Raw genomic sequence first — 24,326 nt, forward strand, 5'->3', positions numbered from 1 at the left:
ATCATCCTTTCTAGACGCTTGCATCACTCTTTAAGCCATTAATCAATACATCAATCACTTCTTTACGGCTGAATGTGGAAGGTGGCTGTTCACCCTTGCTTAATAGTTCTCGTACTTTTGTGCCAGATAATATCACTCGATCTTCTTGTTCATGTGGACATGTTTTATTTGAAACCATCCCTTCACAGCGGTGGCAGTAAAAGCTATGTTCAAAAAATAATGGGGTAATTCCAAGTTCTTCTTTAGTAAATTGTTGGAAAATATATTGGGCATCGTATGTACCGTAATAATTCCCAACACCGGCATGATCTCTGCCGACGATAAAATGTGTACAGCCGAAATTTTTTCTGGCTATGGCGTGAAACACTGCTTCTCTAGGGCCTGCGTATCTCATCGCTGCCGGGTAAACACCCAAATGGACACGTTCGCGAGGAAAATATTCTTTTAGTAAGATGCGATAACTTTCTAAACGGATATCAGCTGGGATATCATCTGCTTTTGTTTCACCTACTAATGGATTTACAAATAAGCCATCGACCGTCTCAAGCGCAGCTTTTTGAATATACTCATGCGCTCGGTGAATCGGATTACGCGTTTGGAAACCAACAATTGTTTCCCACCCCTTTTCTGCAAACAAAGCTCTTGTATCTTTTGGCTCTAACCAGACATCTGCAAATTCTTTCTTTTCCGTTTTTCTAATGAGGATGATTTCTCCAGCTACATAAATATTGCCTCTTTCAAAAAGTCGTTTGACCCCTGGATGGGCTTTATCTTTTGTACGATAGACCGATTGTGCTTCTGTTTCTAAATCAGGTTCGAACCACTCAGAAACAGTAATTACACCATAGGTAGTATTTTCTAAAACCAAACGGTATTGCTCCCCTTTTTGAAGTTGGGCAGCAATCGTAACATCAACAGGTAATGTGATGGGGATGGACCATATTGTCCCATCGCTTAATCTCATTTCATGAACGACAGATTCATAATCTTCTTTTCCTAGAAAGCCTATTAATGGACTAAATAATCCAACGGCTATTAGCTCTAAATCACTTAGTGCAACTTTGTCAATCTCTATCGACTTTGACACTTTAGAAATATCAAATTCTGGCTCAAATCTTTGAATTAATGTTCCTCCATGTGGGCTAGGTATGCTCATCTGTTTACTCCTTTTTTATGAATTAGTATGCAAGCCGCATTCTGTTTTCGTTAAGCCTTGCCAGCGGCCAGCACGGGAATCATCACCGCCACTAGCTGGTTGTGTACAGGGAAAACAACCAATGCTCGGATAAGTTGCATCATGTAAGCTGTTATAAGGCAACTGCTTTTCTTTGATATAATCCCACACATCATCTATACGCCAATGAATAAGTGGGCAAATTTTGATATTAGTGAATTTCTCATCACGATTTAAGAAATTCGTCTGTTTTCTTTCAGGTGATTGCTCGCGCCTAAGTCCAGATATCCAAGCTTTTTTTTCTTGCATTGCTTCTTGTAAAGGCAACACTTTACGTAATTGGCAACATTGATTCGGGTCGCTTTTCCATAATGCTGACCCATATTGTGTGGCTTGTTCATCCAATGTAAGCTTAGGTTTTTTCATCTCAATTTGAAGCGTAGGAAAACGTGATTTTATTTCCTCGATTACTTGGTATGTTTCAGGAAAGTGTAAATCGGTATCAAGAAAAACAATTCTGGCATCACTTTTTATTTGTGCGATGAGGTCAATTAGAACAATAGCTTCAGCACCGAAACTAGAAGCGTACACAATTTCCTCTTCGTCATATGTGCCATAAGCCCACTCTAGAACCTGTTTGGCTCCTTTCGTTGATTGATCAATAGCGAAGGTAGCAGAAATGTCTTTCCAGTTTTTATAAGAGAGCGGTTGATTCATTTAATCCCCCTTTTCCAATAAAAAAAGACGGCATTTCCTCCGTAAAAGGAAATGTCCGCCTTTAGTTGTCTAATCAGCGAATCTTATTATTTTTTTATTCATCACCTTCTTAAATAAAAAACACCTTTTCAAAAAGAAAAGGTGTAGGATGGAAAAATTTTGACACCTTATCTTTCAAAATGAATCAACATTTTGCTGGAATTAGCACCTTGCACTAAGCAGGTTGCCGGGTTTCATCGGGCCAGTCCCTCCACCTCTCTGGATAAGAAAATATTGGATAAGATAAATCCTAACATACTATCAATAAAAGTCAAGACAAAAATCTAATTTTTATGATTTATCAGAATTATTTAACTGAAACTGATGAATATACATAAAGTTGAGAAAAAGTTTATTTTTTCTGAGAGCGTGTCCCAAATATCCTCATAAAAGAAATAACGTTTTATAAAGGGTGTAACTGCCTAAAGATTAGTTAACATATAGTAAAAAAGATGGTACGAGCTTCTATTTTGATGGTCTCAATTGTTCTTTGATACTAAATCGAAAAACAATCATATTAGGAGAATTATATACTGCATTTACAACTAAAAGATTTCCTCCACAAGCTGCCCTAGAAATATTAAATACATAATACTTCTCACTTAGCTAAAAGTAAACTTTCAACCTACCTTCATTCTCTTAAAGTAGGATTAATAAGAATAAAAGCTTTATCCCAACTTTTCTTGTGTTTTTGGAGCCAGATGTAAGTCAGAACATTTACCAGCCTTCAAAATAAAACTATCCGAATATTCAGTATATTTAATTTCTAATTTTTTTCCTAGCTTAATGACTTTATCCAAATCTACACCCGTTGAAATACCCATCTCTTCAAAACCATGAATAAGGTCTTCAGAGGAGATATTTCCAGTGGCGTTTGGTGCATAAGGGCAGCCACCTAGTCCAGCAATCGAGCTATCAAAATCCCGAACACCCATTTCATAGCCTGCTACGGCATTGGCAAAAGCCATCCCTCTCGTATTATGCAAATGTAAGGAGAAGGATAATTCTGGGAATTTATTAGTGAGATGACCAATAATGCGCTTAACTTTTACTGGATTTGCCATCCCTGTTGTATCAGCTAACGATAACTGATATATTCCCATATCTATATATCTTTTGCAAATCTCTTCAATTCTCACCAAAGGTACATCTCCTTCGTAAGGACATCCAAATATGACAGAAATGCTGCCTGATACACCCATAGAAGCTTCTGCTGCGCGTTTTACTAGCGGTTCAAAACCTTTCATTGCATCGAACGTTTTGCTATTAGCGTTACTGATACTGTGGGAATCTGTTGCTGAAAGCATTAGTTTTACTTTATCTACTTCTGCTTCAATCGCTCTTTCTAATCCTTGTAAATTCGGGACAAGCGCACGTAGTTTTACCCCTTGCTTGCGCTTAATTTTTTGCAGTACTTCAGCAGCGTCCGACAGCTGAGGAATCGCTTTTGGGTGAACAAAAGATGTGACCTCAATTTGCTTGAAACCGCAGTTAATCATTGAATTAATCCATTCGACCTTTTCTTCTGTAGGAATGATTTCTGCCAGACTTTGAAAGCCATCACGGGGGCAAACTTCAGAAATAATGACCTCTTCTTTCAAATTCATGTTTTTCCCTCCTTAGATTACGTTATTTTCTCTTAGGATCTCAATTTCTTCATCATTATAATTAAGAATGCCAGAAAGGATTTCCTCATTGTTCTCTCCCAATTCTGGACCTACATTACGAACAGCCCCAGGTGTCTCAGAGAATTTAGGGATGATACCAGGCATTTTTATTTTTCCTAGACGAGGGTGGTCGACCTCTATGATATTTTGTCGTTCTTTATAGTGAGTGTCCTCGAATATATCTTTAATACTATATATTGGACTAATTGGGACCCCATAATCATCTAGCAGATTCTGCAATTCTTCTCTATTAAATTGTTTCACCCAATCGGCAACAATACCGTTTGTTTCCTCAAATCGGCTAAGGCGGGCGGCATTATTATGATATCGCTCATCTTCAAGCATATCTTCCCTGCCCATTGCAGCTGCTAAACGTTCAAATGTACGATCAGAGCTAGTGACAAGAGACATCCAGTGACCATCTTTTGTTTGAAATGTTCCTGCCGGACTGGAGTGTCCGCTCAAACCTGGCGTACGCTCTTTCACGATTTGCTTTTGATCATATTCCGCAATAAGAAATTCCATCATTCTAAACATAGATTCATATAATCCGATATCAATATATTGTCCTTCCCCTTGTTCTGCTGTATCACGATGATATAGGCCTGTAACCGTTGCAAAAGCAACGTAAATTCCCGTCACATAATCTGTTAATGAAAAAGACGGACTGATAGGAGGTCGATCCGTGTATCCATGTAAATAAGTAAATCCGCTATAAGCAGTCGCTGGCGTACCAAATCCTGCTTTACTGGCATTGGGACCTGTCTGACCATACCCTGTAACCCTTGTCATGATTAAGTTCGGATTCTCTTTCTTTAAATCTTCGTATCCAACCCCCCATTTTTCCAACGTTCCTGGTCTGAAATTTTCTATTACTACATCTGACACTCTAACAAGCTTTCTTAAAATTTCTTTCCCTTCTTCTTTATGCAAATCTAAAGTAAGTGATTTTTTATTTCTTGCTAAAGCTGGCCACCTTAATGGTTCATCCTCACGAAAAGGACCCATGCCTCTTAATGTATCCCCTTTACCGGGAATCTCTACTTTAATAACCTCAGCTCCAAAATCCCCTAGTAATGTAGCGCCAAAAGGTGCCGCAATCATTGTAGACAAATCTAGCACTCTCTTACCAGTTAGAGGGCCATATTTCTGTTTATTTTCCATTACTTTTAACCTCTCTTCTGTCTAAAAAATATACTTTTAGTTCAACTCCAATAAAACAAATATTTTCTCAATATTCGTTTCCGTTTCTAAATGGGTAATAAAATCAATTATTTTATCCTGTTGATTGCTGCTGTAGACGGTAGATGTCAAGGTCTTAAATTTTTCTATTAATTCGCTTTCAGATAGTTTCTTACCCGGCCCGCCCTTTGCAATGTCTACACGTTCGCTATATATATTTCCATATGAATCTATAATTTCCACTCGAGCGGGCATTTGAAGAGGATAATCCTTTTCGAGCTCATCAGAATATTGAACAAACACCTTTTTAGCGAACTCTTTTATCTCTTTATCCTTGTGCAGCTGTTCTATGAAAACAGATTGATTTGCTTTCTGATGATAGAGCTGTACAGCAATAGCAAAAGGAATGCTAAACTTTGATGACAGTATATTTTCATAATCCTGATGTGATAAAGAGGATGCTCTTGCATAGGTATATACGTTTATTCTTTCTATCTGATCTGGACCAAGTTGCTGTTTGTCAAAAATAGACTTAACGGCATCAATAGGAGAATGTACATAACGACAAAAAGCATAGGGTTTAAAATAATTGAGTTCAATATCCCAGGGCGCATTCTTACCTCTCTCTAAATCAATCCAATTAAATCCACTGCCGAGAATAGTGGAAAACACAGTTGAAACATTATTTTTCGGCGCCAAATGATTGGTACGGGCAAATATCACACTTTTCATTCCCATTTCAATCGCATGGCCAGCGTAAATATTTCTAATTAATTTACCTTCTAATGCCGATGTCCATAAGGTTGGCAATGAGAAGCTAGCGCTTAGGTTCACACCTTCTTGAAATGTTGCTTTATCTGCTCCATCAATCATGAGCGCAGTTGCTGCAGCCCCCATTACTCCCCATGTTCCATGAGCATGTGCTTCTGGTGATAGAGTAGTCGCTCTACCAAATCTTGAGCAGTATTCATAGCCTTTAATAATTATACTAATCAGTTCTTGTCCAGAAACATTTTTACTTCTTTGCAGCATCGTGAGAATAACAGGAATCACATGGGCCGCAGGGTGGCCTTTACTATATTGGTTTCCTTCATCCATCTCTGTAGCCACACATGCCGTACCATGTACAAGTCCAGTACTATACTTATCTGCATGGAGGGTAGTACCAAGCAGCTGATAGCTACCCGTTCCAGAAAATTGCTTAGCTAATTCGAGCGTATCTTGTTGCTGCATGCCAGCAATCAAAGCTCCTAATGTATCTAGCAAGATCCATTTAGCTGTATCAATTGTTTCTTCATTAAAGTCTGACCAAACTGCATCATATATTGCTGAAGCTTTCTTGATCAATCGGCCTTCTCCTCCTTCTCTTATTCAAAATAGCCTAGGCTATTGCTGATTTGTCTAGCTCCCTCATTTATTTTTGCAATTAATTCCTCCTCATGTTCTGGCGTAAGTCTCTGGATAGGACCTGCAATCGTTAAGCTTGCGATCATCTCTTTGTTTTGATCAAATATAGGTGCAGCAATAGCAAAGCTCCCAGGAACCCTTTCACCTTTCGTAACACAGAAACCACGTTGGTTGATTTGATTGAGTTCTTCTCGTAATGCTTGAATAGGGATATGACTGTTTTGCATAGCTAGATTATCGAGTGTTTTTTCTCTGTCGGTTTCCTTCTCGAATGCAATCAATACCTTTCCTGAAGCACCTAAATGAAGTGGCTTTCGTTCTCCAATTCTTACAAAGTTTCGGACATCCTGAGGACTATCAACCTTTTCTACGCATACTCGATTAAGGTCGTCCTTAATATTAAGTTCCACTGTTTCGCTCGTTTCTTCTACCATTTTTTTCATTATCGGTATGGCGACATGCCTAAAATCCAATTGGCTTTGAACAATGCTACCCAGCCTAAAAAAATTAACACCTAAAGAGTATCTATGCGTATCTTTGTTCCTTTCAATATAATCAAATTCTTCTAGTGCGTTGAGGATACGAAAGACGGTGCTTTTAGGGTATCCCAATTCCTCTTGTACCTCACTAATAGATAAGCTTGTTCTATTCATAGAGTACAAAGATAGTATTTTAGCCATTTTTTCAATTATTTTCATTTTGTGAACTCTCCAGTCTATCAAAAAACTATTCGGTGCAAGGGTCTTAATTGGCTAGACCTAAATAAGATTCTCTAAGTTTATTATCCTGCAGCAAAGATTCTGCTGTACCTGACATCACTATCTCTCCATTTTCAATCACATATCCCCTATCAGACATGGATAATGCTTGATGTGCATTCTGTTCAACTAATAGGACAGTGACACCCTGTTGCTTAATCTCCTTAATAATGTCAAATACTTGTTTTGTTAATAAAGGCGATAACCCTGTAGAAGGCTCATCTAATAATAGAATCTTAGGTTGAGCCATCAGTGCTCTACCTATTGCAAGCATTTGTTGCTGGCCTCCACTGAAGCTTCCTGCCATCTGGTTTTCCCTTTCCTTTAAAATCGGAAATAGCTTAAAGCAGTACTCGATATTTTTCTTCATATTTTTACGTGCCGCTGAAGAATAAGCACCTAACTCTAAGTTTTCACGTATTGTCATTTCAGTAAATAACATTCTGCCTTCTGGCACCTGTATTAATCCTTCCTTGACAATATTCTCTGGTTGCATTTTTTGTATATGCTTTCCATTGAACTCTATTTGTCCATTGGTAGTAGAAATTAATCCAGATAAGGTCCTCAACAAAGTAGTTTTCCCTGCACCGTTCGTTCCTAGTATACTGACTAATTCACCGGAGTTCACTTCAAAAGTGATATTTCTTAACACCTGTAAATTTCCATAACCTGCATCCAGGTTCGATACTCTTAACATCATGATACTTCCTCTCCTAAATACGCCTCTACTACAGTTGGAATTTTCATTACTTCCTGCGGGTCTCCATCAGCTATTTTTTCTCCCAGATGCATAACAGCTAGGCGATCAGATAGTGCCATCACCGCAGACATAAGATGTTCAATGAAGAAGATGGAAATTCCGCTGTCTCTAATATTCTTAATAAGCTCAATGAATTCATTCACCTCAGATGGATTAAGCCCTGACATTACTTCATCTAAAAAAAGAACTTCAGGGCTTGTAGCAAGAGCTCTGGCTACTTCTACTTTCTTTTGATTTGGAAAGGTTAGGTCTTTCATTCTGGAATAGGCAAGAGATGAAATACCAATTAAATCTAGGTTTTCCAAAGCCAATCTTTCTGCTTCTTTATAACTTTTTTCTCGATTAAATGCGCCAACAATGACATTTTCTAACACTGTCAGATTGCCAAAAGGCTGCACAATCTGAAATGTTCTCGCAATCCCTTCTTTACATATATGCTCTGGTTTATTTCCAATTATCTCTTTACCATTATACTTAACAGATCCTTCCTCCGGTGTGTGAAATCCACATACAGAATGGAATAAAGTTGTCTTTCCTGCTCCATTCGGACCAACTAGCCCAACAATTTCTCCTTTATTGAGCGTTAAGTTGACATTGTTTACTGCTACTAGGCCAGCAAAGCGTTTTGTCAATCCTTCAATTTTTAAAAGTTCCAACGTCTTCACCCCCATTTATGCTGTTATCTTTCTTTTTCTTTGCATTTTTTTCCTTCCCAAATTTATTTTGGAACCACCCAACAATTCCTTCAGGCAAGTACAGCATGACAAGAATTAAAATGACCCCGTAAGCCATTAAATTCGCTCCGACAAAGTTTCCGAATAAAGTGGTTGTAAGCTCCCCAATTGGAATAATAATGAGTGAACCTACAATCGGACCTAAAACCGTTCCTGCCCCGCCAATGATAGCCGGTAACAAAATATTAATCGATACATCATTAGAAAAAGTCGTCGCAGGTTCAATAAAAAGCATATATTGTGCATAAAATGTCCCCCCTATTGCTGTTAAGCTTGCACTGATTGCAATAGCAATCATTTTATTTTTATACGTATTTACACCTAGTGATTGGGCAGCATCTTCATTTTCGCGGATGGCGACCAAGTTATAGCCCAACTTAGAACGACTAATATAATAAACTAAAACAGTGACTGCGAACGCAAATAATAGAATGATGTAATAATAAGTGGTACGCGAGCTAAATTGAAACATAAGGGGATCTGGTTTATATGGAATAAGTACACCAAGTGTTTTATTGAAAATGTCAAAATTCTGAATGATGATTCGCAGAATTTCCGCAAATGCAAGTGTTCCAAGCGAAAAGAACACACCTCTCAATTTGAATCTGAACGACAGATATCCAATGAATAGACCAATTAAGGCTGCGATTAGGGCCCCTGCAAAAAGTCCAATCCAAGGCGATACACCAAGCTTCGTGAATAATATACTTGATGTATAAGCACCTGTTCCAAAAAAAGCTGCATGCCCAAATGAAAACTGGCCTGAGTAACCGCTCAATATATTCCATGCTTGGCTCACCAATGCATAATATAAAATGAGAATGGCAATGTGCATGTAGTACTGGTCTTTGACAATAAGAGGAAAGAACGTAAAGATAAGTAATGCTAAGCTGATTAGAATAGGAAATTTTCTCATCGTGCTTTCCCCCCAAATAAACCATTAGGTTTTGCCATTAGGACAATGACAAAAATAATATAGGTCATGAGTTCTTTTAAACTACCAGGTAAAAAAGCTCCTCCTAACGCTTCAGAAATGCCAATAATGAGCCCACCTATTATTGCACCAATAAAGTTGCCCAATCCGCCAAGAACTACCACAACAAATCCCTTTAATATAAAAGTGGCACCTACTGTCGGCGAAGTATAGAAAAATGGCGTAATGAGCGAACCAGCGATTGCTGCAAGAGAAGCGCCTAATCCAAAGGCAATATAGTTTATGCGTTTCGTGTTGATTCCTGATAGCATTGCGCCGTTGCGATTGATTGAAGTTGCGCGTATCGCCTTCCCAAGCATCGTTTTTTTAAGAAATAAAAACAGGCCTATTGATAATACAATCGCTGCAATAAAAGCAATTAATTTCGGGACATTTACTCCTACTTCACCTATATTAAACGTTTGAATAAAACCTTCTAATTTTACGCTGCGAAAATCAGGACTCCATAATATTAACGCAAGGTTTTCAATAACAAGCATAATTCCAAGTGTTACAAGCAATTGATTATGCTCTGGCGCATTTAACATTTTAGATAAGATTGTCTTCTGAATGATCGCACCAATGAAAAATAAGGAAATGGCGCTTAATGGTATCGATAAGTATGGATTAAGCCCAAGAAGGCTAAACGACCAGTATGAAATATACATACCTAACATTAATAATGCCCCTTGAGCAAAATTAATAATTTTCATTACCCCAAAGATTAAGGTGAGGCCTATAGCTACCAGTCCATAAATACCTCCCATTAAAATACCGTCCACCAAGGACTGTAATATCAAAGTGAGCATCAACTTCCCTCCTATACCTAGTGTTTTTTATAAACGAGAACCCATTTCGTTCCCTCAATCATTCTAATTTTGAAAGTTGGGGTGGAGTTTTCCTATGTATGACGCACGCTTCCAAATGAGGTGAGCTTACAAGCGGCTACAAACACAACTGAAGGCCTCAAATGTTAACATTGTCTATACATAGTACCCTCTCTTCGTTCCCTCTTTTTATTACTTTGTTGGTAATACAGCGTCGGCATTCTTGTATTCATCAGGGTAAATAACTTTAGTTTCACCGTTGATAATTTGATTTAAAACAGCCTGGGCATTTGCATTTTGTCCACTTTCATCAAAAATAATTGAATCCTGGGGAAGGATATGCTCTGTTACATTTGTTTCGGATAAAGCCTTCTGAATTTTGGCCCGATCGGTTGAACCAGCTCTCTCTACTGCATCAATTAGGACTTTCGTGGCAGTATAAGAATAAGCTGCATTCGGCCCCATATGTTTATTAAATTGGTCTTCATATCTTTTCGAAACTTCAATTGCCAGGTTACTTTGAGGATTGATAGAATAGTTGACATCCATAATATATTGATTGATTTCTGTTTCATCATTAATAAATGACGTATTGCTAAATGCTCCATTAGCAACACCGATTATTGCTTTAGGCTGAAAGTTAGATTGATTTAATCCATTTACCAGTAGCGTGCCATCACGCAAATAGGTTGTTGCAATCACTGCGTCAGGCTTGAGCCGATTAATTTTATTGATTGTCGATGATAAATCTGCTGTTGTTGCAGCGTGAGGGATGTTATCCAGCACTTCAATTCCGTGATCTGCTGCCCCTTTCTCTATCAAACTAGCAATACTTGTCCCAAACACTGAGTCCTCATGAACAAGAACAACTGTCTCTAAAGGGGAATCACTCATTTCATTAAGCACATTAAAATAGTCTAAAAAGTTCGCTGCCATAGTCGATGCTGGTGGCTGAACTCTGAAGGTGTATTTAAAGCCTCTCTTTGTAACTTCTTCGACTGTAGCAATATCGACAACGAATGGGATCCCTGCTCTTTCAGCTTCTTGGGTTGCTGGTAATGTAACACCACTTGAATAAGCACCAATAACACCAACTACTTTTTCACGATCTAACCTTTGAATTTCAGACATCCCTTTTTCTGGTGCACCTTCATGATCAGCTTCTATTAATTCGACCTTTGCACCGCCTAAAGACTCGATTCCGCCTGCTTCATTAATTTCTTCAACTGCAAGTCTTGCTGCATCACGCATTTCCTGACCTTCATTAGCCAATGCACCGCTTAATGGATGAAGTGCGCCGATTTTCACAATATTCTCATCGCCTGATTGTGCTTCTCCAGTACAACCTGTCAATATGAACAGCGTCGCCAGCATAAGAAAAACGATTTTTTTCAATTCCATCCCCCACTTTTATCATTAAATGGACCTTCTAACAAATTTACCTCTACCACTTTCCTTTGTTGGTATTCCATTGTTTACGATTACTTCTCCCCTACTGATGGTATACACTGGCCATCCTACGGTCTCAAATCCATCAAATATAGAATAATCTGAATTCGAATGAAGTACTTCTGGCGAAATTGTTTTGGCATTAGCTAAATCCACAATGGCGAAATCAGCATCTGCTCCTATTTCAATACGTCCCTTATTTTCCAAATTAAACGATTCAGCTACTTGATAGGAAGTGATATCAGCAATTCTTTCAAGCGGAATTCCCCTTTTCATATGACCTTCAGTAATCATCATTGGCAATAGTGCACCAGCACTTGGGAATCCGTACTCTGCTTCAAATACTCCATTTCCTTTAGAAAATTTGGTTGCAAGTGATCCAGGCACATGGTCTGTTCCAATTGCATTCACAATGCCTTCCTTAATCCCCTCCCATAAACGATCTGAATCGTATTGACCATGAATAGGTGGACCTACTTTTGCTTTCAATCCAGTTGAAGATTCTTCTGTTAAGTTCAAATAATGGGGACAAGTTTCTACCTTTACCCCTTTCTCAAGTAGCCATGGCATCTTTTCAAGCACATCGATACTAGCCCCTGACGTCAAATGCACAATAAAAACATTTCCACCAACAATCGAATTTATATACAATGTGCTTAGTAATGATTCTGCTTCCGCAAAACCAGGGCTTGTAAGAGACCATGTTTTTAATCCTTCTTCAGCACCTTCTTCTTTATACTTCTTAATCAAACTGCGATTAATATCCATATTCTCGCAATGAATCGCTAATAGCAGTTTAGGAGAGATAGACTTAAATTTCTCCAGAAGACGCATTAAATCATAGGAAGATAAGTTAATGCCATTGGATATTTTGAATTTATCATTTAATTGTCGTTCATAATTCCTAAAAAACTTAAATGATGTCAGCCCGAAACGTTTAACCGTCTCTTCAAGCTCATCAATATGCTGTTCTGTCAAAATACCTAAGCTATATGTAAAGTCAATATAACTATGTTTTTCACCGATATCTTGTACTTTAGGAAAAAAATCCAAATAGCTAACTGGTTGCCGATCATAATTGACAATCGTTGTAATACCTCCAACGGCATGCTGTTTCGTATCAAGAAAATCTTTTTCAATTGAATTATAGATTCCTAGATGCTGGTGGGCATCGATCACTCCAGGGAACACATGTAAACGGTTTGCATCAATTACTTCATCAGCTTCTATCTCCGAGTTCTCATTATAAATACCAGCAATTTTACCATTAATGACACCGATATCAACCGCCTTAACTCCTTCTTTAGGGAAGACGACTAACCCATTTTTAATCAGTTGATTAACCTTCAACTTTAACTCCTCCTTCTTGAAATTGTTTTAGATAATCGTAAATTTCTTCTGACGGTGATACGTCGCAATATTTCATCCATAGATCAAGTAGACCGGCTTTATGAGACAGTTCGATCCGATCATAAACACAGTCCTCCACAACAGCTACATTGAAATTATGCGTGACTGCATCTACGGCTGTTGCACGGACACATCCACTCGTCGAACCACCTACAATAATCAATGTATCGACGCCCATTTTTACTAGATAACTAATAAGTGGCGTTCCAAAAAAGGCACTTGCATAGCTTTTATCAACAACAAGATCCTTGCTTTCTGGCTCAAGTTCAGAAACAATTTGCGCCTCAGGTCTTCCGTCAATGTACTTAGAATTATCTCGTTCAGCTTTAACCGCAAATGAATCAAAATTGATGGTTTTCTTCTGCACATTCCTTGTATAGATTGTTGGTATATTTAATTGATCTGACAGCTTTTTCATTTTTTTTATTTTCTCAATTGCTTCCCATGCCTTTGCACCTCCCCCACTTGGCCATGTTTCAAGCTGATCTGCTATCGGGAGGTTTGCTCCTACATAGTTATGTTGAATATCTATAATAACAAGAGCAGGCTTTTTCCCTAATCCTCTCTTTTTTCCATATCCTCCTTTTTGAATTACCATTCTATCTACCTCAGTCAACATATCTTCCCATGGTCTAGTCATAATATTTCTATCCCTTCATTTAAAATTGATAGTGCCGCATGGTCTCCGGCAATTTTTCCATAACCTAATGCAGCTAAGAGGCCGTTTCCTGACATATAACCATAAGAATGGTTACCTGAAATTCCAACCGCTGCCCCTCCGCCTGCATATAAATTCTTAATAGATTTACCATTCTTATTTATCACCTGTGCATTGGAATTTATTTGCAAACCACCTTGTGTATGGAAAAGAGCAGGCGATACCTTGATCGCATAATAAGGTGGGATAAGCTTCTTTGGCCATTCTGCTCTTCCATATGCATCTATGCCTTCATCAACAGCTACAACAACTGATTCGAAAGTTTTTTGTAGATTTTCCGCAGGCAAATCTAACAACTTCGCTAACTTATCAATCGAATCACTTGTTTTAAAAGCTTTCATCCCAACAAGCTGGCTAAAATCTTCAATACTAATCAATTGATCGAATATATGCTGATCGAAAATAATATATCCGCATTGGCCTGGCTGATTTAATACTTGAACAGCGAATTCTGAGTATCCATGAGATTCATCGCCAAATCGCTCGCCATTTTGATTGACCATAAATCCACCCATCATAACCGTTCCCCATGTTACTAAAATACCTTGTGATTTTGCGACAGCAGAGTGCCCTTGATAACTTGTTAAGGAGGCAAATGATGCCTCCACTTTCTCGCCCATTCTAATTGCATCACCTGTATTTGCTTCATAACCAAAATAGAGCGCATCTGCTATTTCAGGAATATATTTACTTACCATTTCTTTATTTGCCCCAAAGCCATTTGTTGCTAGTATGACTTTATTTGCTTTAATTCGCTGAATACCATCATCTGTTTTTACTTCTATTCCAATGACTTCTTTGTTCTCATTTGTTATTAATTCATTTACCTCTGATTTTAATAGTAAGTAAATGTTGTCCCGCTTTGCAACAGCTTGTTTAAGCTTTTTTATTAGTTCTAATCCTGATCTCGAGGGTGGTGCATGCATTCGAAAATTCCTTTGACCAGGATATTTAAACTCTTTTACTAGTGAAAGCTGAATTTGCAGCGTATCTGCCATCCACTCAATTAATGGGCCCGATTCTTTACATAAAGCTAAGGTTAAATCATAGTCACTTTCATTATGATTTTTCCTTAAGATATCCTCTGTCATCTCTTCTGCTGTCTCAAAAATTCCTTCCTCTTTCTGAAATCTTGTATTCGCTGCAGGAATCATTCCGGCACTGGCAGCTGTATTGCCCAAAACAAAATCTGTTTTTTCAAAAACTCCTACCTCTAAGCCTTTTTCAGCTGCTGCTAATGCAGCCACCAAGCCGCAACCACCAGCACCTGCTACAACTACATCTAACTCAGCATCCCACATAATGTTGAATCCTCCAATTTGTTCCATATTGTGAAACTTGTTTCATTTAATTATCATGGTAACACTATAAAATAAATTGACAACTAAGATGTCATATTTATTTACAATATTTTTTATTTTTCAATAATTAATGAGCTGGTCGCATCAATTCTGTGATTGTTGAGATATCTTCCAATTCTTCTAAAGAAAGAATTTTTTCTATAAGATCCTTCGCACGCTGACAGCTAAGCACCTTTGCTAAAGTTCTTTCGCTTTTTTCTATTACTTTTTCTTCAATTCCTACCTCATGAGCATCTCCGCTAGCTCCACTAACAGTCATCGTAAATTGCTGCTGATTTACCATTTTAATTACAACACGTGAATCGCGTTGGTCAGGAAGCAATTGTGTCATATTAACATCCTCATGAACAAATACTTTCTTGGTAAAATTGAGCCTCTCTTCGTTCTGACTTCCCTTTGGATAAAATAAGCTTGCCACAGCATAAGGTATAGAAAATTTGCCTGCATATGGATTTTTCACATTTTGATTATTCAGCCTAGCTGCCATTGAATAGGTAAAGATATCTACTCTCTCCACATCTTTAGGGAGGATTGTTTCCATTTTTAATAGTTTATTTACTCCATCCATAGGAGAATGGCAGAAACGACAAAAGTCATAAAATTTGAAATACGTTTTCAGCAAGTAGTATTCAACGCCAAGATTTTCTATTAATTTTTCGCTTTGAAAACGCTTTCCTAATATTCCATCACCATAAATTTGCTTCATAGCGTTAGGACTGCTCGAAAAACCAGCTGTAATAAGATGGCCGATTAAAAATGAATGCATATTGTTCAAACCGACGTATACATCCCTTAACCGATGACCTTCTAACACCGGCTGCCATAAAGATACATTAGGCAATGAGCTACTTAAATAAAATCCTCGCTCGTAATCACTTGCATGATAGTTTTTCAGTTTACCTAAAGCAAATATAGCCCCAATTACCCCCCAATTTCCATGAGGATGTATGTCGTCTCGTAAGGTAATAGCTGCCCCTGCTCTAGCTGCAATCTCATAGCCGAGTATAAAGCTTTCTAAAAAACTTCTTCCATTGCAGTGACTCGTTTCAGCATAGGCCAATAAAGAAGGAAAGAAGTGACAACTTGGATGACCTTTTGCAATCGGATTACCTTCATCCATCTCCTCACTCACCATTGCAATCCCATTAATAAAGGCTGCCATCTGAGGGCTAATAGAAGGTTGTCTGCCTACAATAGTTGCGTAGCCTTTATTGGCTTCATTCTGACTGATATCCTCTTGCAGCTTGAGCATATGTAAAGACTGATTTCCATGGATCATGGCAGTTATTGAATCAAGAATGATTAATTTCGCTCTCCGTTTTACTTCTTCTGATGCATCATGAAGTTGAAAATTGGTTGCGTACTCACTTAATACTTGTTGATATTCCATTCAGCCACCTTCTGTTGTTCCATATTATGAAACGTGTTCTATTTTTTATAAATTCTATCATTATTTAAATTTTTAAGTCAATGAATTTCATCAAAAAGTTTTGAATTAATTTTAAATTTAAATAAATCTGATAATTATATTGACTTCTCCTAATACTTCCCTTACGATGTTTGTATGTTCGTATCGTGAACATGTTGTTCATAATATGTAATAAGGGGATTAAAATTTGAAAACAAATGAAACTGAAACGGTTCAATCTGTTGAAAGAGCGATTGAACTATTATATTGCTTCACAACACGAACACCGGAGCTATCACTCAATGATATCGTCAAACGAACAGGGTTAAATCGGACAACGGTCTTTCGATTACTCTCTTCTATGATGAAAAAAGAACTGATTAATAAAAATGAAGCTATGAATACTTACCGGCTTGGTCTACCTTTTATACATTTCGCCCAGATTGTTACTGAAAATCTAGATTTAAGAAAAATGGCCCTGCCTATCATGAATGAGCTTAATGAGATTACGAAAGAAACAATAAGTTTGAATATCATACAAGGATCTTCGAGAATATGTATTGAGAAATTAGAGGGAAAGGAAGATATTCGACAGTTTATCAACTTAGGCATTCCTTACCCTCTTTATAAAGGGGCTTCAGGTAAACTGCTGCTTGCCTTTTCTAAAGACGAACTAATTGAAGAAGTTATTGAAGGATCCGGATTGACGAAGAATGAAACAGCAGAATTAAAAAAAGACCTCTTACTGTTCCAGGAGCAGGGATTTGCCTTCAGCATGCATGAACGAATTATCGGAGCATTTGCGATTTCCACCCCCATTTTAAATAGCCAGCAGCAGCTAATTGGCGGACTCTCTATCTCAGGGCTATCAGCAAGGCTAGATAATAATAAACAGTTATTTATAAAAGCAGCCATACAGTCAGCAGAAAAATTATCAGCTATGATGGGTTATCAAAAATTAGGAGGATGATTCATTATGGGACAAACCATTATTGAAAAAATTGTATCAACACATGCAAATAAACAAGTTAAGCAAAATGAAATTGCAATTGTCAATGTCGATGGTGTGATGGCTACCGACACCACTGCACCTCTTACAATTAAGGCCTTTCAGGATATGGGTGGATGGAAGGTATGGGATGCAAAAAAGGTTTTCCTTATAATTGACCATGCTGCACCAGCGCCTAACGAAAAAATCGCTAATCTTCATACATTCATGAGAGAATTTGCGAAAGCTCAGAATATAAAGCTTTACGATATCGGTGAAGGCATATGCCATCAGCTGATGGTAGAAAATCATCATGTGAAGCCAGGTCAATTGTTTTTAGGAGCGGACTCCCATACTTGTACCTATGGTGCATTGGGTGCCTTTGCTACAGGTGTAGGTTCAACCGATTTGGCAGGAGTCATGTTGACAGGGCAAACTTGGCTAAAAGTACCTGCTTCATTCAAAATCACTTTGAATGGAAAGCTGCAACGAGGTGTGTCTGCTAAAGACTTAATTTTATACATCGTCGGTCAGCTAGGAATTGAAGGTGCAACCTATAAAGCAATCGAATTCACAGGCCCTGCAGTCGAATTACTTTCACTTGATGACCGGATGACTCTTTCCAATATGGCCATTGAAATGGGAGCTAAAGCTTGTTTTGTTGATACTACAGGATTGGAGCTTCCATACGATTTTGATCATATATATGGTGATGAAGATGCAGCGTATGAAAAAGAGTTTTTATTTAATGTCAGCCAAATTAATCCTGAAATTGCCATCCCTCATTCTCCAGACAATGTAAGAGATATTGCTGAAGCTATTAACACACCTATCCAAATGGCTTTTATCGGAAGTTGCACAAATGGCAGATTGCAAGATTTACATGCGGCAGCAGAGATTTTAAAAGGGAGGCGAATTCATCCAGATGTTCGTCTAATCATTGCTCCCGCATCACAAAAGGTATTACTAGATGCACTAAAGGATGGGACTGTTGAGATCTTAACTGCAGCAGGTGCTTCCTTCATATCTTCAGGCTGCGGGCCATGTGTTGGGACGCACCAAGGGGTACCAGGGAACGGAGAAAACGTTATTTCGGCGACAAATCGTAACTTCCAAGGAAGAATGGGAAATCGTCACTCCAATGTATACTTAGCATCTCCAGCAACTGTTGCAGCCTCCGCCTTGAATGGAAAAATCACTGACCCTACAACACTAAAGGAGGCATTTTCATGATTATTAAAGGTCAAACGCATGTATATGGAGATAATATCGATACTGACCGGATTATACCCGGAAAATACACTAAAACACTAAATCTACAAGACTTAGCCGATCATGTCCTTGAAGATTTAGATCCTGAGTTTCGCACAAGAGTAAAACAAGGGGACATCATCGTGGGAGGAAGCAACTTCGGCTGTGGCTCATCAAGAGAACAGGCCCCTCTTGCGTTAAAAAAAGCAGGGATCTCTGCCGTTGTTGCGCAATCCTTTGCGCGCATTTTCTTCCGCAACGCAATCAACATTGGCTTGCCTGTTATTGAAGTGAAGGATCACTCTATCAATATGAATGATGAAGTAGAAGTAGATTTAAAGAATGGAAAAGTGACAAACTTATCAAAAAATGAAGTATATGAGGGGACACAAATCCCTGAGGTAATGGTAAAGATACTAAATGAAGGTGGTTTAGTTCCTTATTTGAAGGAACATAAAACTTATTCTTGATCCCATTTTGGCGCTTTTTATGACAATTATTAAAGAGACGAAAGACATCGATATATCATGCCTTCTTCTGTTCGCCTATAAGGCAGCTTGCATTTACCACTGGGATTCTTGATTTCCAGTGGTACACTTGCTCGAATCGTAGGGCATTTTTGCAAAACATTGTTTTTTTTATAATCAAAATACATGTTAAAACTGAACTTAGGGAAAATAGCCAACTATTTCCTGGCTTACATATGTACAATTAATGAACAAAAAACTCTCCTTTGAGAAGCAAAATCGACGCCTTCCGTTTCCATACCTAGCACCTATCACATTGCCACTTCTTTTTGATTCATCCCTCCCTAGTTGTTTTTTGCTAAATCTCATTAATTATAATATTTTATTATTTTTACTAATAATATTTTTGACATCTAATTCCTTCATTTATCTGAATAATATCCCTTTATACCAAGATATATTTTATAAGAAACGAATGAGTAAATACCTATTAAAAAAAAGATAATTTCGTCTGAGGGCGATTCTCAAGCATCCTAATTACTGGAAAAATATTATTTTATTTTCATAGATTTCTATGATAATATATAAGTAAAGATAATTACGCATTATCTTTACTATACATAATAAAATTATGGTTAATAATAAGGAGTTCTCTTCTATGAATGATATGATACCTTTACATAAAATGACTGATAGTCAATACTTACAAGCTTTACAAACTAAGTTACATTCGAGTCATCTTCTTGATGAACATCGCAATCTCATTTTGGAAAAAGCCAGTGATCAAGAATTTTTGGAAATGTTCTTCGTTGTAAAGATTTTTACAACCAATAAAACATTTTCTCCTCATACCCTGAAGGCTTATCGCAGTGATGCGAAAACCTTACTTACTTATATGAATACACATCAACTTTCATTCAAGGAAATTGGTTTCCCGGAAGTGAAAGCTTATAATCGTTACATTAATGAGGCTTATGCAGCCAAGTCAGCGATAAGAAAATTAGAATTTTTTCGTAGAATCTTAGACTTCGGTTATGAAACGCAATTTTATAAAGCGCATCTTTCAACATGGGTATCTAAACCATCAAGTAAAAAAGGTCATTTTAGTGATCAAACATCTGCAGGTGTTGGTATGAGAGAACTGACTGCTTTTGACGCCGAACAACTTATTTCCTGTTTCCCAAAAGTCGTGAAGGCGGAGACAAATCGTGAAGGATTAAAGCAACGCAATTTGTTAATCGGTTACTTATTGTATACAACTGGATTAAGGGCGAGTGAGCTTATCAGTTTGAATTGGGGTAGTTTCCGTTTAAATCGTCGTGGTGCCTTATATGCAGATGTGATTGGAAAGGGAAATAAATTCCGTTCTATTCCTATTCGTGAGGAAACAAAAAAGGTGCTGTTGCAATATCGCGAAACAATAGGTGCTTCAACAAGTTTTTCAAGCGGAGACAACTCTCCTCTCTTTTTTTCTATGTATAATAAACGGGATTTAACTGGAAAGCAGAAAAGACTCACTTATCCTGCACTTTATAAAATTGTGAAAGAAGCGGTGCGGATGGCCGGAAAACAAACTGATATTTCTCCCCATTGGTTCCGCCATACTTTTGTCACGATGTTGTTAGAAAATGATGTACCATTAGCAGTTGTAAAAGATTGGGCAGGACACGCAGATATATCTACGACCAATGTTTATTTAGAACGAATTAATCAAGAGGAAGCATACAAACATCTTGAAAAAGTAAATATTTTCCAATAATACAAATGAAAAAGACAGCCTGGGCGAGCTGTCTTTTTCTCCGTTTGAGGTGAATCAGTTTTTCAGAAGGATTACTATACTATATGTACAAGCAGGGAATGTGGACAAGGACAATGGTCTATTTTTAAAAATTTGGGCTAAACTTAAATTTGATACTCTTTATTTAATTCCTTTAATTTTCGTGCAAGTAAGCTAATCTTTAAACCCTCTTCGTGACTTTGTGCCACTTCCTTCATTAAATGGTTTGAATCCATCACCATTTGCTCTGATTTTGCTAAAGTCTCTTGCGAAATCGCTAAAGCGTATTCTGTTTTGTCCTCCATTTGCGGTAGAATAGTCTGTAAACCAACCAATTGTCGTTTTGATTCATCTATAATGTTACAAACAGAAAGGACTTCTTTCATTAACAAATCGAATGCTGTTCGATTCTTATTCATGATCTCTTTATATTGTAAAAAATGGTTATTTGTTTCTTCAGATTCAAAGAGTGTTCTAGATGAGATGTCTTTCATTGAAATAATATTTTCTTTGACTAATTCAACAGCTTGTGCTGATTTTTCTGCCAAAGCACCGACTTCAGTTGCCACTACCGCAAAACCGCGCCCTGATTCCCCTGCCCGCGCTGCTTCTATGGAAGCATTTAAAGCTAGCAGCTTTGTTTGAGTTGAAATATCTTGTATAACTGAGGTCACCTTTTCAATAGAAGAAAAATAGTTATTCATTTGGGCAACAGTGTGAGTCATTTTTGAAAATGAAGTTGAAAAAGATTCAAATGTGGCGATGACTTTACTTATACTCTCTTCACCATCTACCGCTGTACCTTCCATTGTATATGCTTTTTTCATCATACTATCCATACTATCAAATAATTTATTGGTTTTTTCTTTCATAGATTGAAACTTCTTAATACTCTCTTCAGAACTAATGGCAGTTTGCTCTGCTCCCTGTTTTACCACTTGAATACCGACTAATAATTCTTCATTTTCTAATTTTACTTTATGAGAAATATGATCAAGACTATTGCCTGATTGGGATAAATTGTCTGTAGCATCCATTATATTTGTTAATAACTTCCTCATATGAGCAATCATTGTTTGATAACTATTAATAAGTGAGACAATTTCAGGTGTTGTACTTTCCATTTTTATATCATTTATTAATTGTCCTTTACTAGCCTGTCTCATCATTATTGTTAACTTTGAAATAGGGTTGGTCAAATTTCTTACTAAAAGAATGACAATCACTCCAGTTACTAACAAACATAAAAGGACTGTTACACCAATAAACTGGCTCATTTCTGTTAATGTTTGTAGATACTGTGATTGAGGTATAGCAATAGTGTAGATTCCCTTTAATTCTTGAATGTTACGAAATGCTATCGTGTAGGTTTCCCCATTCATGTCACGCTCAATGATTCCATTTTGTTGTTGAGTAATAGTTTCAACAACGTTATCAGGAAAGTTAATTGGTCGATTTTCACTGACAGAAAAAGGGTCTGCTCCGTTTTGATTAATCAAAAAGAAATATGCACTGAATCCATCTTGGGCTAATTGTGATTCTTGTCTTCTGATCACTTGATTCAGTTTTGTTGTGTACTCATTCTCGTCATCTATGTATATGAGTAATAAATTTTGGGCAATTTCATAAATATAACTTGTTTCCTTATCAAGTCTTTGTTCCATAAAGCCAATAATAGTTTCTTTTGATTTACTAATAGAAATCATTGTCACTACCGTTGCTGAAAAAAGCAGAATAGTAATAACAATAATCAAGAGTCTTGCTTGTAAAGAAAGTTTTCCAACAATCCCTTTGATGGCGTCTAAAACATTTTCCATATATCTCTCCCCCTTGTTCTTATTATGAGGGTGAAATATAAAGAGAATGTAAATAATGAGTTATAATTGTTTTAATTCTTTATACCCATTACTAAAGTAGTGAGAATGAAAAGTTGTGCACTCATTCTTAATACATTGAATAATGCAATTTCTGTCATTTTTTAATATTCATTTGACATCAGATGTCATACTACCTTATTATCAATACTATTGGAGAAAATTTTTTAAGGGGAGACATCATGGTAAATATTTTAATAGGAATTTTAGGTTTTTTTCTCGTTCTCGGCTTAGCATACCTTATTTCCAATGATAAAAAAAATATCAACTATAAAGCGATTGCTATTATGGTTGTCTTACAGATTATCATTACTTTATTCATGTTCCAAACAACCATTGGTTTAAAGTTAGTTGAATGGATTTCTAATGGCGTTACAACTGTTTTAAATTTTGGTTATGAAGGTATTGATTTTGTATTAGGTGGCTTGGTGCAAGAAGGACAAACAGTCTTCTTTATGAATGTACTTATGCTCATTATTTTTACTTCAGCATTATTATCCATTCTTACTTATATTAGAGTTTTACCTCTAGCTATAAAGTACATTGGTGGGTTTTTAGCAAAAATTACCGGTTTATCAACAGTAGTTACATTCAATAGTATTAACTCCATTTTCTTTGGCCAAAGTGAAGCATTGTTGGCGATTAAATCACATTTGGCAAAAATGAGTGATAACAAACTATTTATTATTAGTACATCAGCAATGGGGAGTGTATCAGCTAGTATTATGGGCTCTTACATGACAATGGTTCCTCCTCAGTATGTATTAATAGCGATGATTTTGAATTCGCTTTCAGGCTTGATTATCGCGACAATGATAGCTCCGATCAAAAACAACGAAAAAGAAGAAATTGATGTAAAAGACGTAACGGGGTCAAAATCATTATTCGAAGCGATTTCTAACGGTGCACTTGATGGCGGTAAAGTAGCTTTAATCGTTGCAGCTATGCTTGTTGCCTATATTGCGTTAATGGCTTTACTTAATGCCATGTTTGATGGAATATTTGGTATGGATCTAACAACAATACTAGGTTATATATTTGCTCCTATTGCCTGGTTGATGGGTATACCATCAAATGAAATTATTACAGCAGGATCCATTATGGGAACAAAACTTGCTACAAACGAATTTGTTGCAATGTTACAATTCCAGCCACTTATTGGAGAGCTTTCAGAGAAAACAGTTGCGATTATTTCAACATTCTTGATTTCTTTCGCTAACTTTAGTTCAATTGGTATTATTAGTGGTTCGATTCAAGCTATTAATGGTGAAAAAGCGGCAGTCGTTGCTAAATTTGGTTTGAAGATTCTATTAGCAGCAACCATGGCATCTACCTTAACATCCATTATGGTCGGTTTATTTAGTTAAACACGAAAAAAAGGCATA

Annotated in this window: 21 protein-coding genes and 1 riboswitch; of the genes, 5 read left to right on the top strand and 16 right to left on the bottom strand. The window is 37.1% G+C overall.

All coding sequences use genetic code 11. The annotated features are described in order from the left end of the window. Window positions 1-10 precede the first annotated feature (10 nt). The 15 genes from sat to LG276_RS11935 form a co-directional block, all read right to left on the bottom strand. Window positions 11-1,156, bottom strand: coding sequence for a sulfate adenylyltransferase (gene sat / locus LG276_RS11865; protein ID WP_251161607.1), 1,146 nt, complete (start codon window positions 1,154-1,156; stop codon window positions 11-13). 15 nt (window positions 1,157-1,171) lie between these two features. Beyond that, on the bottom strand, window positions 1,172-1,891 hold the full coding sequence (locus LG276_RS11870; protein WP_251161608.1) for a phosphoadenylyl-sulfate reductase: 720 nt from the start codon (window positions 1,889-1,891) through the stop codon (window positions 1,172-1,174). A 164-nt stretch (window positions 1,892-2,055) separates the two neighbouring features. Continuing rightward, window positions 2,056-2,160: riboswitch (SAM riboswitch) on the bottom strand. 438 nt (window positions 2,161-2,598) lie between these two features. Continuing rightward, the gene (locus tag LG276_RS11875) at window positions 2,599-3,537 is read right to left on the bottom strand and encodes a hydroxymethylglutaryl-CoA lyase (RefSeq protein ID WP_251161609.1); all 939 of its coding nucleotides are present in this window, start codon (window positions 3,535-3,537) and stop codon (window positions 2,599-2,601) included. A 12-nt stretch (window positions 3,538-3,549) separates the two neighbouring features. Beyond that, complete coding sequence (locus LG276_RS11880) at window positions 3,550-4,761, bottom strand: CaiB/BaiF CoA-transferase family protein (RefSeq protein ID WP_251161610.1); 1,212 nt, start codon at window positions 4,759-4,761, stop codon at window positions 3,550-3,552. Window positions 4,762-4,797: 36 nt separating this feature from the next. Next, window positions 4,798-6,126 (bottom strand): MmgE/PrpD family protein, encoded by a 1,329-nt coding sequence (locus LG276_RS11885; RefSeq protein WP_251161611.1) that lies wholly within the window; start codon window positions 6,124-6,126, stop codon window positions 4,798-4,800. A gap of 20 nt (window positions 6,127-6,146) precedes the next feature. Further along, a complete protein-coding gene (locus LG276_RS11890; RefSeq protein ID WP_251161612.1) occupies window positions 6,147-6,884 on the bottom strand; it encodes an IclR family transcriptional regulator in 738 nt (245 codons plus the stop codon). Between the two features lie 46 nt (window positions 6,885-6,930). After that, window positions 6,931-7,641, bottom strand: a complete 711-nt coding sequence (locus LG276_RS11895; RefSeq protein WP_225230481.1) for an ABC transporter ATP-binding protein — start codon at window positions 7,639-7,641, stop codon at window positions 6,931-6,933. Beyond that, entirely contained in the window at window positions 7,641-8,369 is a 729-nt protein-coding gene (locus LG276_RS11900) for an ABC transporter ATP-binding protein (protein ID WP_251161613.1), read from the bottom strand. The genes LG276_RS11895 and LG276_RS11900 overlap by 1 nt, the downstream gene beginning before the upstream one ends. Next, a complete protein-coding gene (locus LG276_RS11905; protein WP_191811576.1) occupies window positions 8,341-9,354 on the bottom strand; it encodes a branched-chain amino acid ABC transporter permease in 1,014 nt (337 codons plus the stop codon). The genes LG276_RS11900 and LG276_RS11905 overlap by 29 nt, the downstream gene beginning before the upstream one ends. Then, on the bottom strand, window positions 9,351-10,220 hold the full coding sequence (locus LG276_RS11910; protein ID WP_251161614.1) for a branched-chain amino acid ABC transporter permease: 870 nt from the start codon (window positions 10,218-10,220) through the stop codon (window positions 9,351-9,353). The genes LG276_RS11905 and LG276_RS11910 overlap by 4 nt, the downstream gene beginning before the upstream one ends. 210 nt (window positions 10,221-10,430) lie before the next feature. Beyond that, window positions 10,431-11,633, bottom strand: coding sequence for an ABC transporter substrate-binding protein (locus LG276_RS11915; protein WP_251161615.1), 1,203 nt, complete (start codon window positions 11,631-11,633; stop codon window positions 10,431-10,433). A 21-nt stretch (window positions 11,634-11,654) separates the two neighbouring features. Then, entirely contained in the window at window positions 11,655-13,037 is a 1,383-nt protein-coding gene (locus LG276_RS11920; protein WP_251161616.1) for a dihydroorotase family protein, read from the bottom strand. Beyond that, entirely contained in the window at window positions 13,027-13,737 is a 711-nt protein-coding gene (locus LG276_RS11925; RefSeq protein ID WP_251161617.1) for an isochorismatase family protein, read from the bottom strand. The genes LG276_RS11920 and LG276_RS11925 overlap by 11 nt, the downstream gene beginning before the upstream one ends. Further along, a complete protein-coding gene (locus tag LG276_RS11930; protein ID WP_251161618.1) occupies window positions 13,734-15,116 on the bottom strand; it encodes a flavocytochrome c in 1,383 nt (460 codons plus the stop codon). Before LG276_RS11930 ends, LG276_RS11925 begins: the two co-directional genes overlap by 4 nt. Before the next feature lie 127 nt (window positions 15,117-15,243). Further along, the gene (locus tag LG276_RS11935; protein WP_251161619.1) at window positions 15,244-16,566 is read right to left on the bottom strand and encodes an MmgE/PrpD family protein; all 1,323 of its coding nucleotides are present in this window, start codon (window positions 16,564-16,566) and stop codon (window positions 15,244-15,246) included. A gap of 226 nt (window positions 16,567-16,792) precedes the next feature. On the opposite strand from LG276_RS11935, the gene LG276_RS11940 reads away from it, so the two are divergent. From LG276_RS11940 to LG276_RS11955, 4 genes are all read left to right on the top strand, one after another. Beyond that, a complete protein-coding gene (locus LG276_RS11940; RefSeq protein ID WP_251161620.1) occupies window positions 16,793-17,554 on the top strand; it encodes an IclR family transcriptional regulator in 762 nt (253 codons plus the stop codon). 6 nt (window positions 17,555-17,560) lie between these two features. After that, window positions 17,561-18,805, top strand: a complete 1,245-nt coding sequence (locus LG276_RS11945) for a 3-isopropylmalate dehydratase large subunit (protein WP_251161621.1) — start codon at window positions 17,561-17,563, stop codon at window positions 18,803-18,805. Further along, window positions 18,802-19,293, top strand: a complete 492-nt coding sequence (locus LG276_RS11950) for a 3-isopropylmalate dehydratase small subunit (RefSeq protein ID WP_251161622.1) — start codon at window positions 18,802-18,804, stop codon at window positions 19,291-19,293. The genes LG276_RS11945 and LG276_RS11950 overlap by 4 nt, the downstream gene beginning before the upstream one ends. Window positions 19,294-19,948: 655 nt before the next feature. Next, window positions 19,949-21,049 (top strand): tyrosine-type recombinase/integrase, encoded by a 1,101-nt coding sequence (locus LG276_RS11955; protein ID WP_224936454.1) that lies wholly within the window; start codon window positions 19,949-19,951, stop codon window positions 21,047-21,049. A gap of 143 nt (window positions 21,050-21,192) precedes the next feature. Here LG276_RS11955 and LG276_RS11960 read toward each other — a convergent pair whose 3' ends face one another. Continuing rightward, a complete protein-coding gene (locus tag LG276_RS11960) occupies window positions 21,193-22,884 on the bottom strand; it encodes a methyl-accepting chemotaxis protein (protein WP_224936455.1) in 1,692 nt (563 codons plus the stop codon). A 239-nt stretch (window positions 22,885-23,123) separates the two neighbouring features. Here LG276_RS11960 and LG276_RS11965 point away from each other — a divergent pair, with 239 nt between their 5' ends. Beyond that, complete coding sequence (locus LG276_RS11965; protein WP_224936456.1) at window positions 23,124-24,308, top strand: NupC/NupG family nucleoside CNT transporter; 1,185 nt, start codon at window positions 23,124-23,126, stop codon at window positions 24,306-24,308. Window positions 24,309-24,326: the final 18 nt, after the last annotated feature.

It is taken from the genome of Cytobacillus kochii (genome assembly GCF_044790165.1).
Lineage (GTDB): Bacteria > Bacillota > Bacilli > Bacillales > Cytobacillaceae > Cytobacillus > Cytobacillus kochii.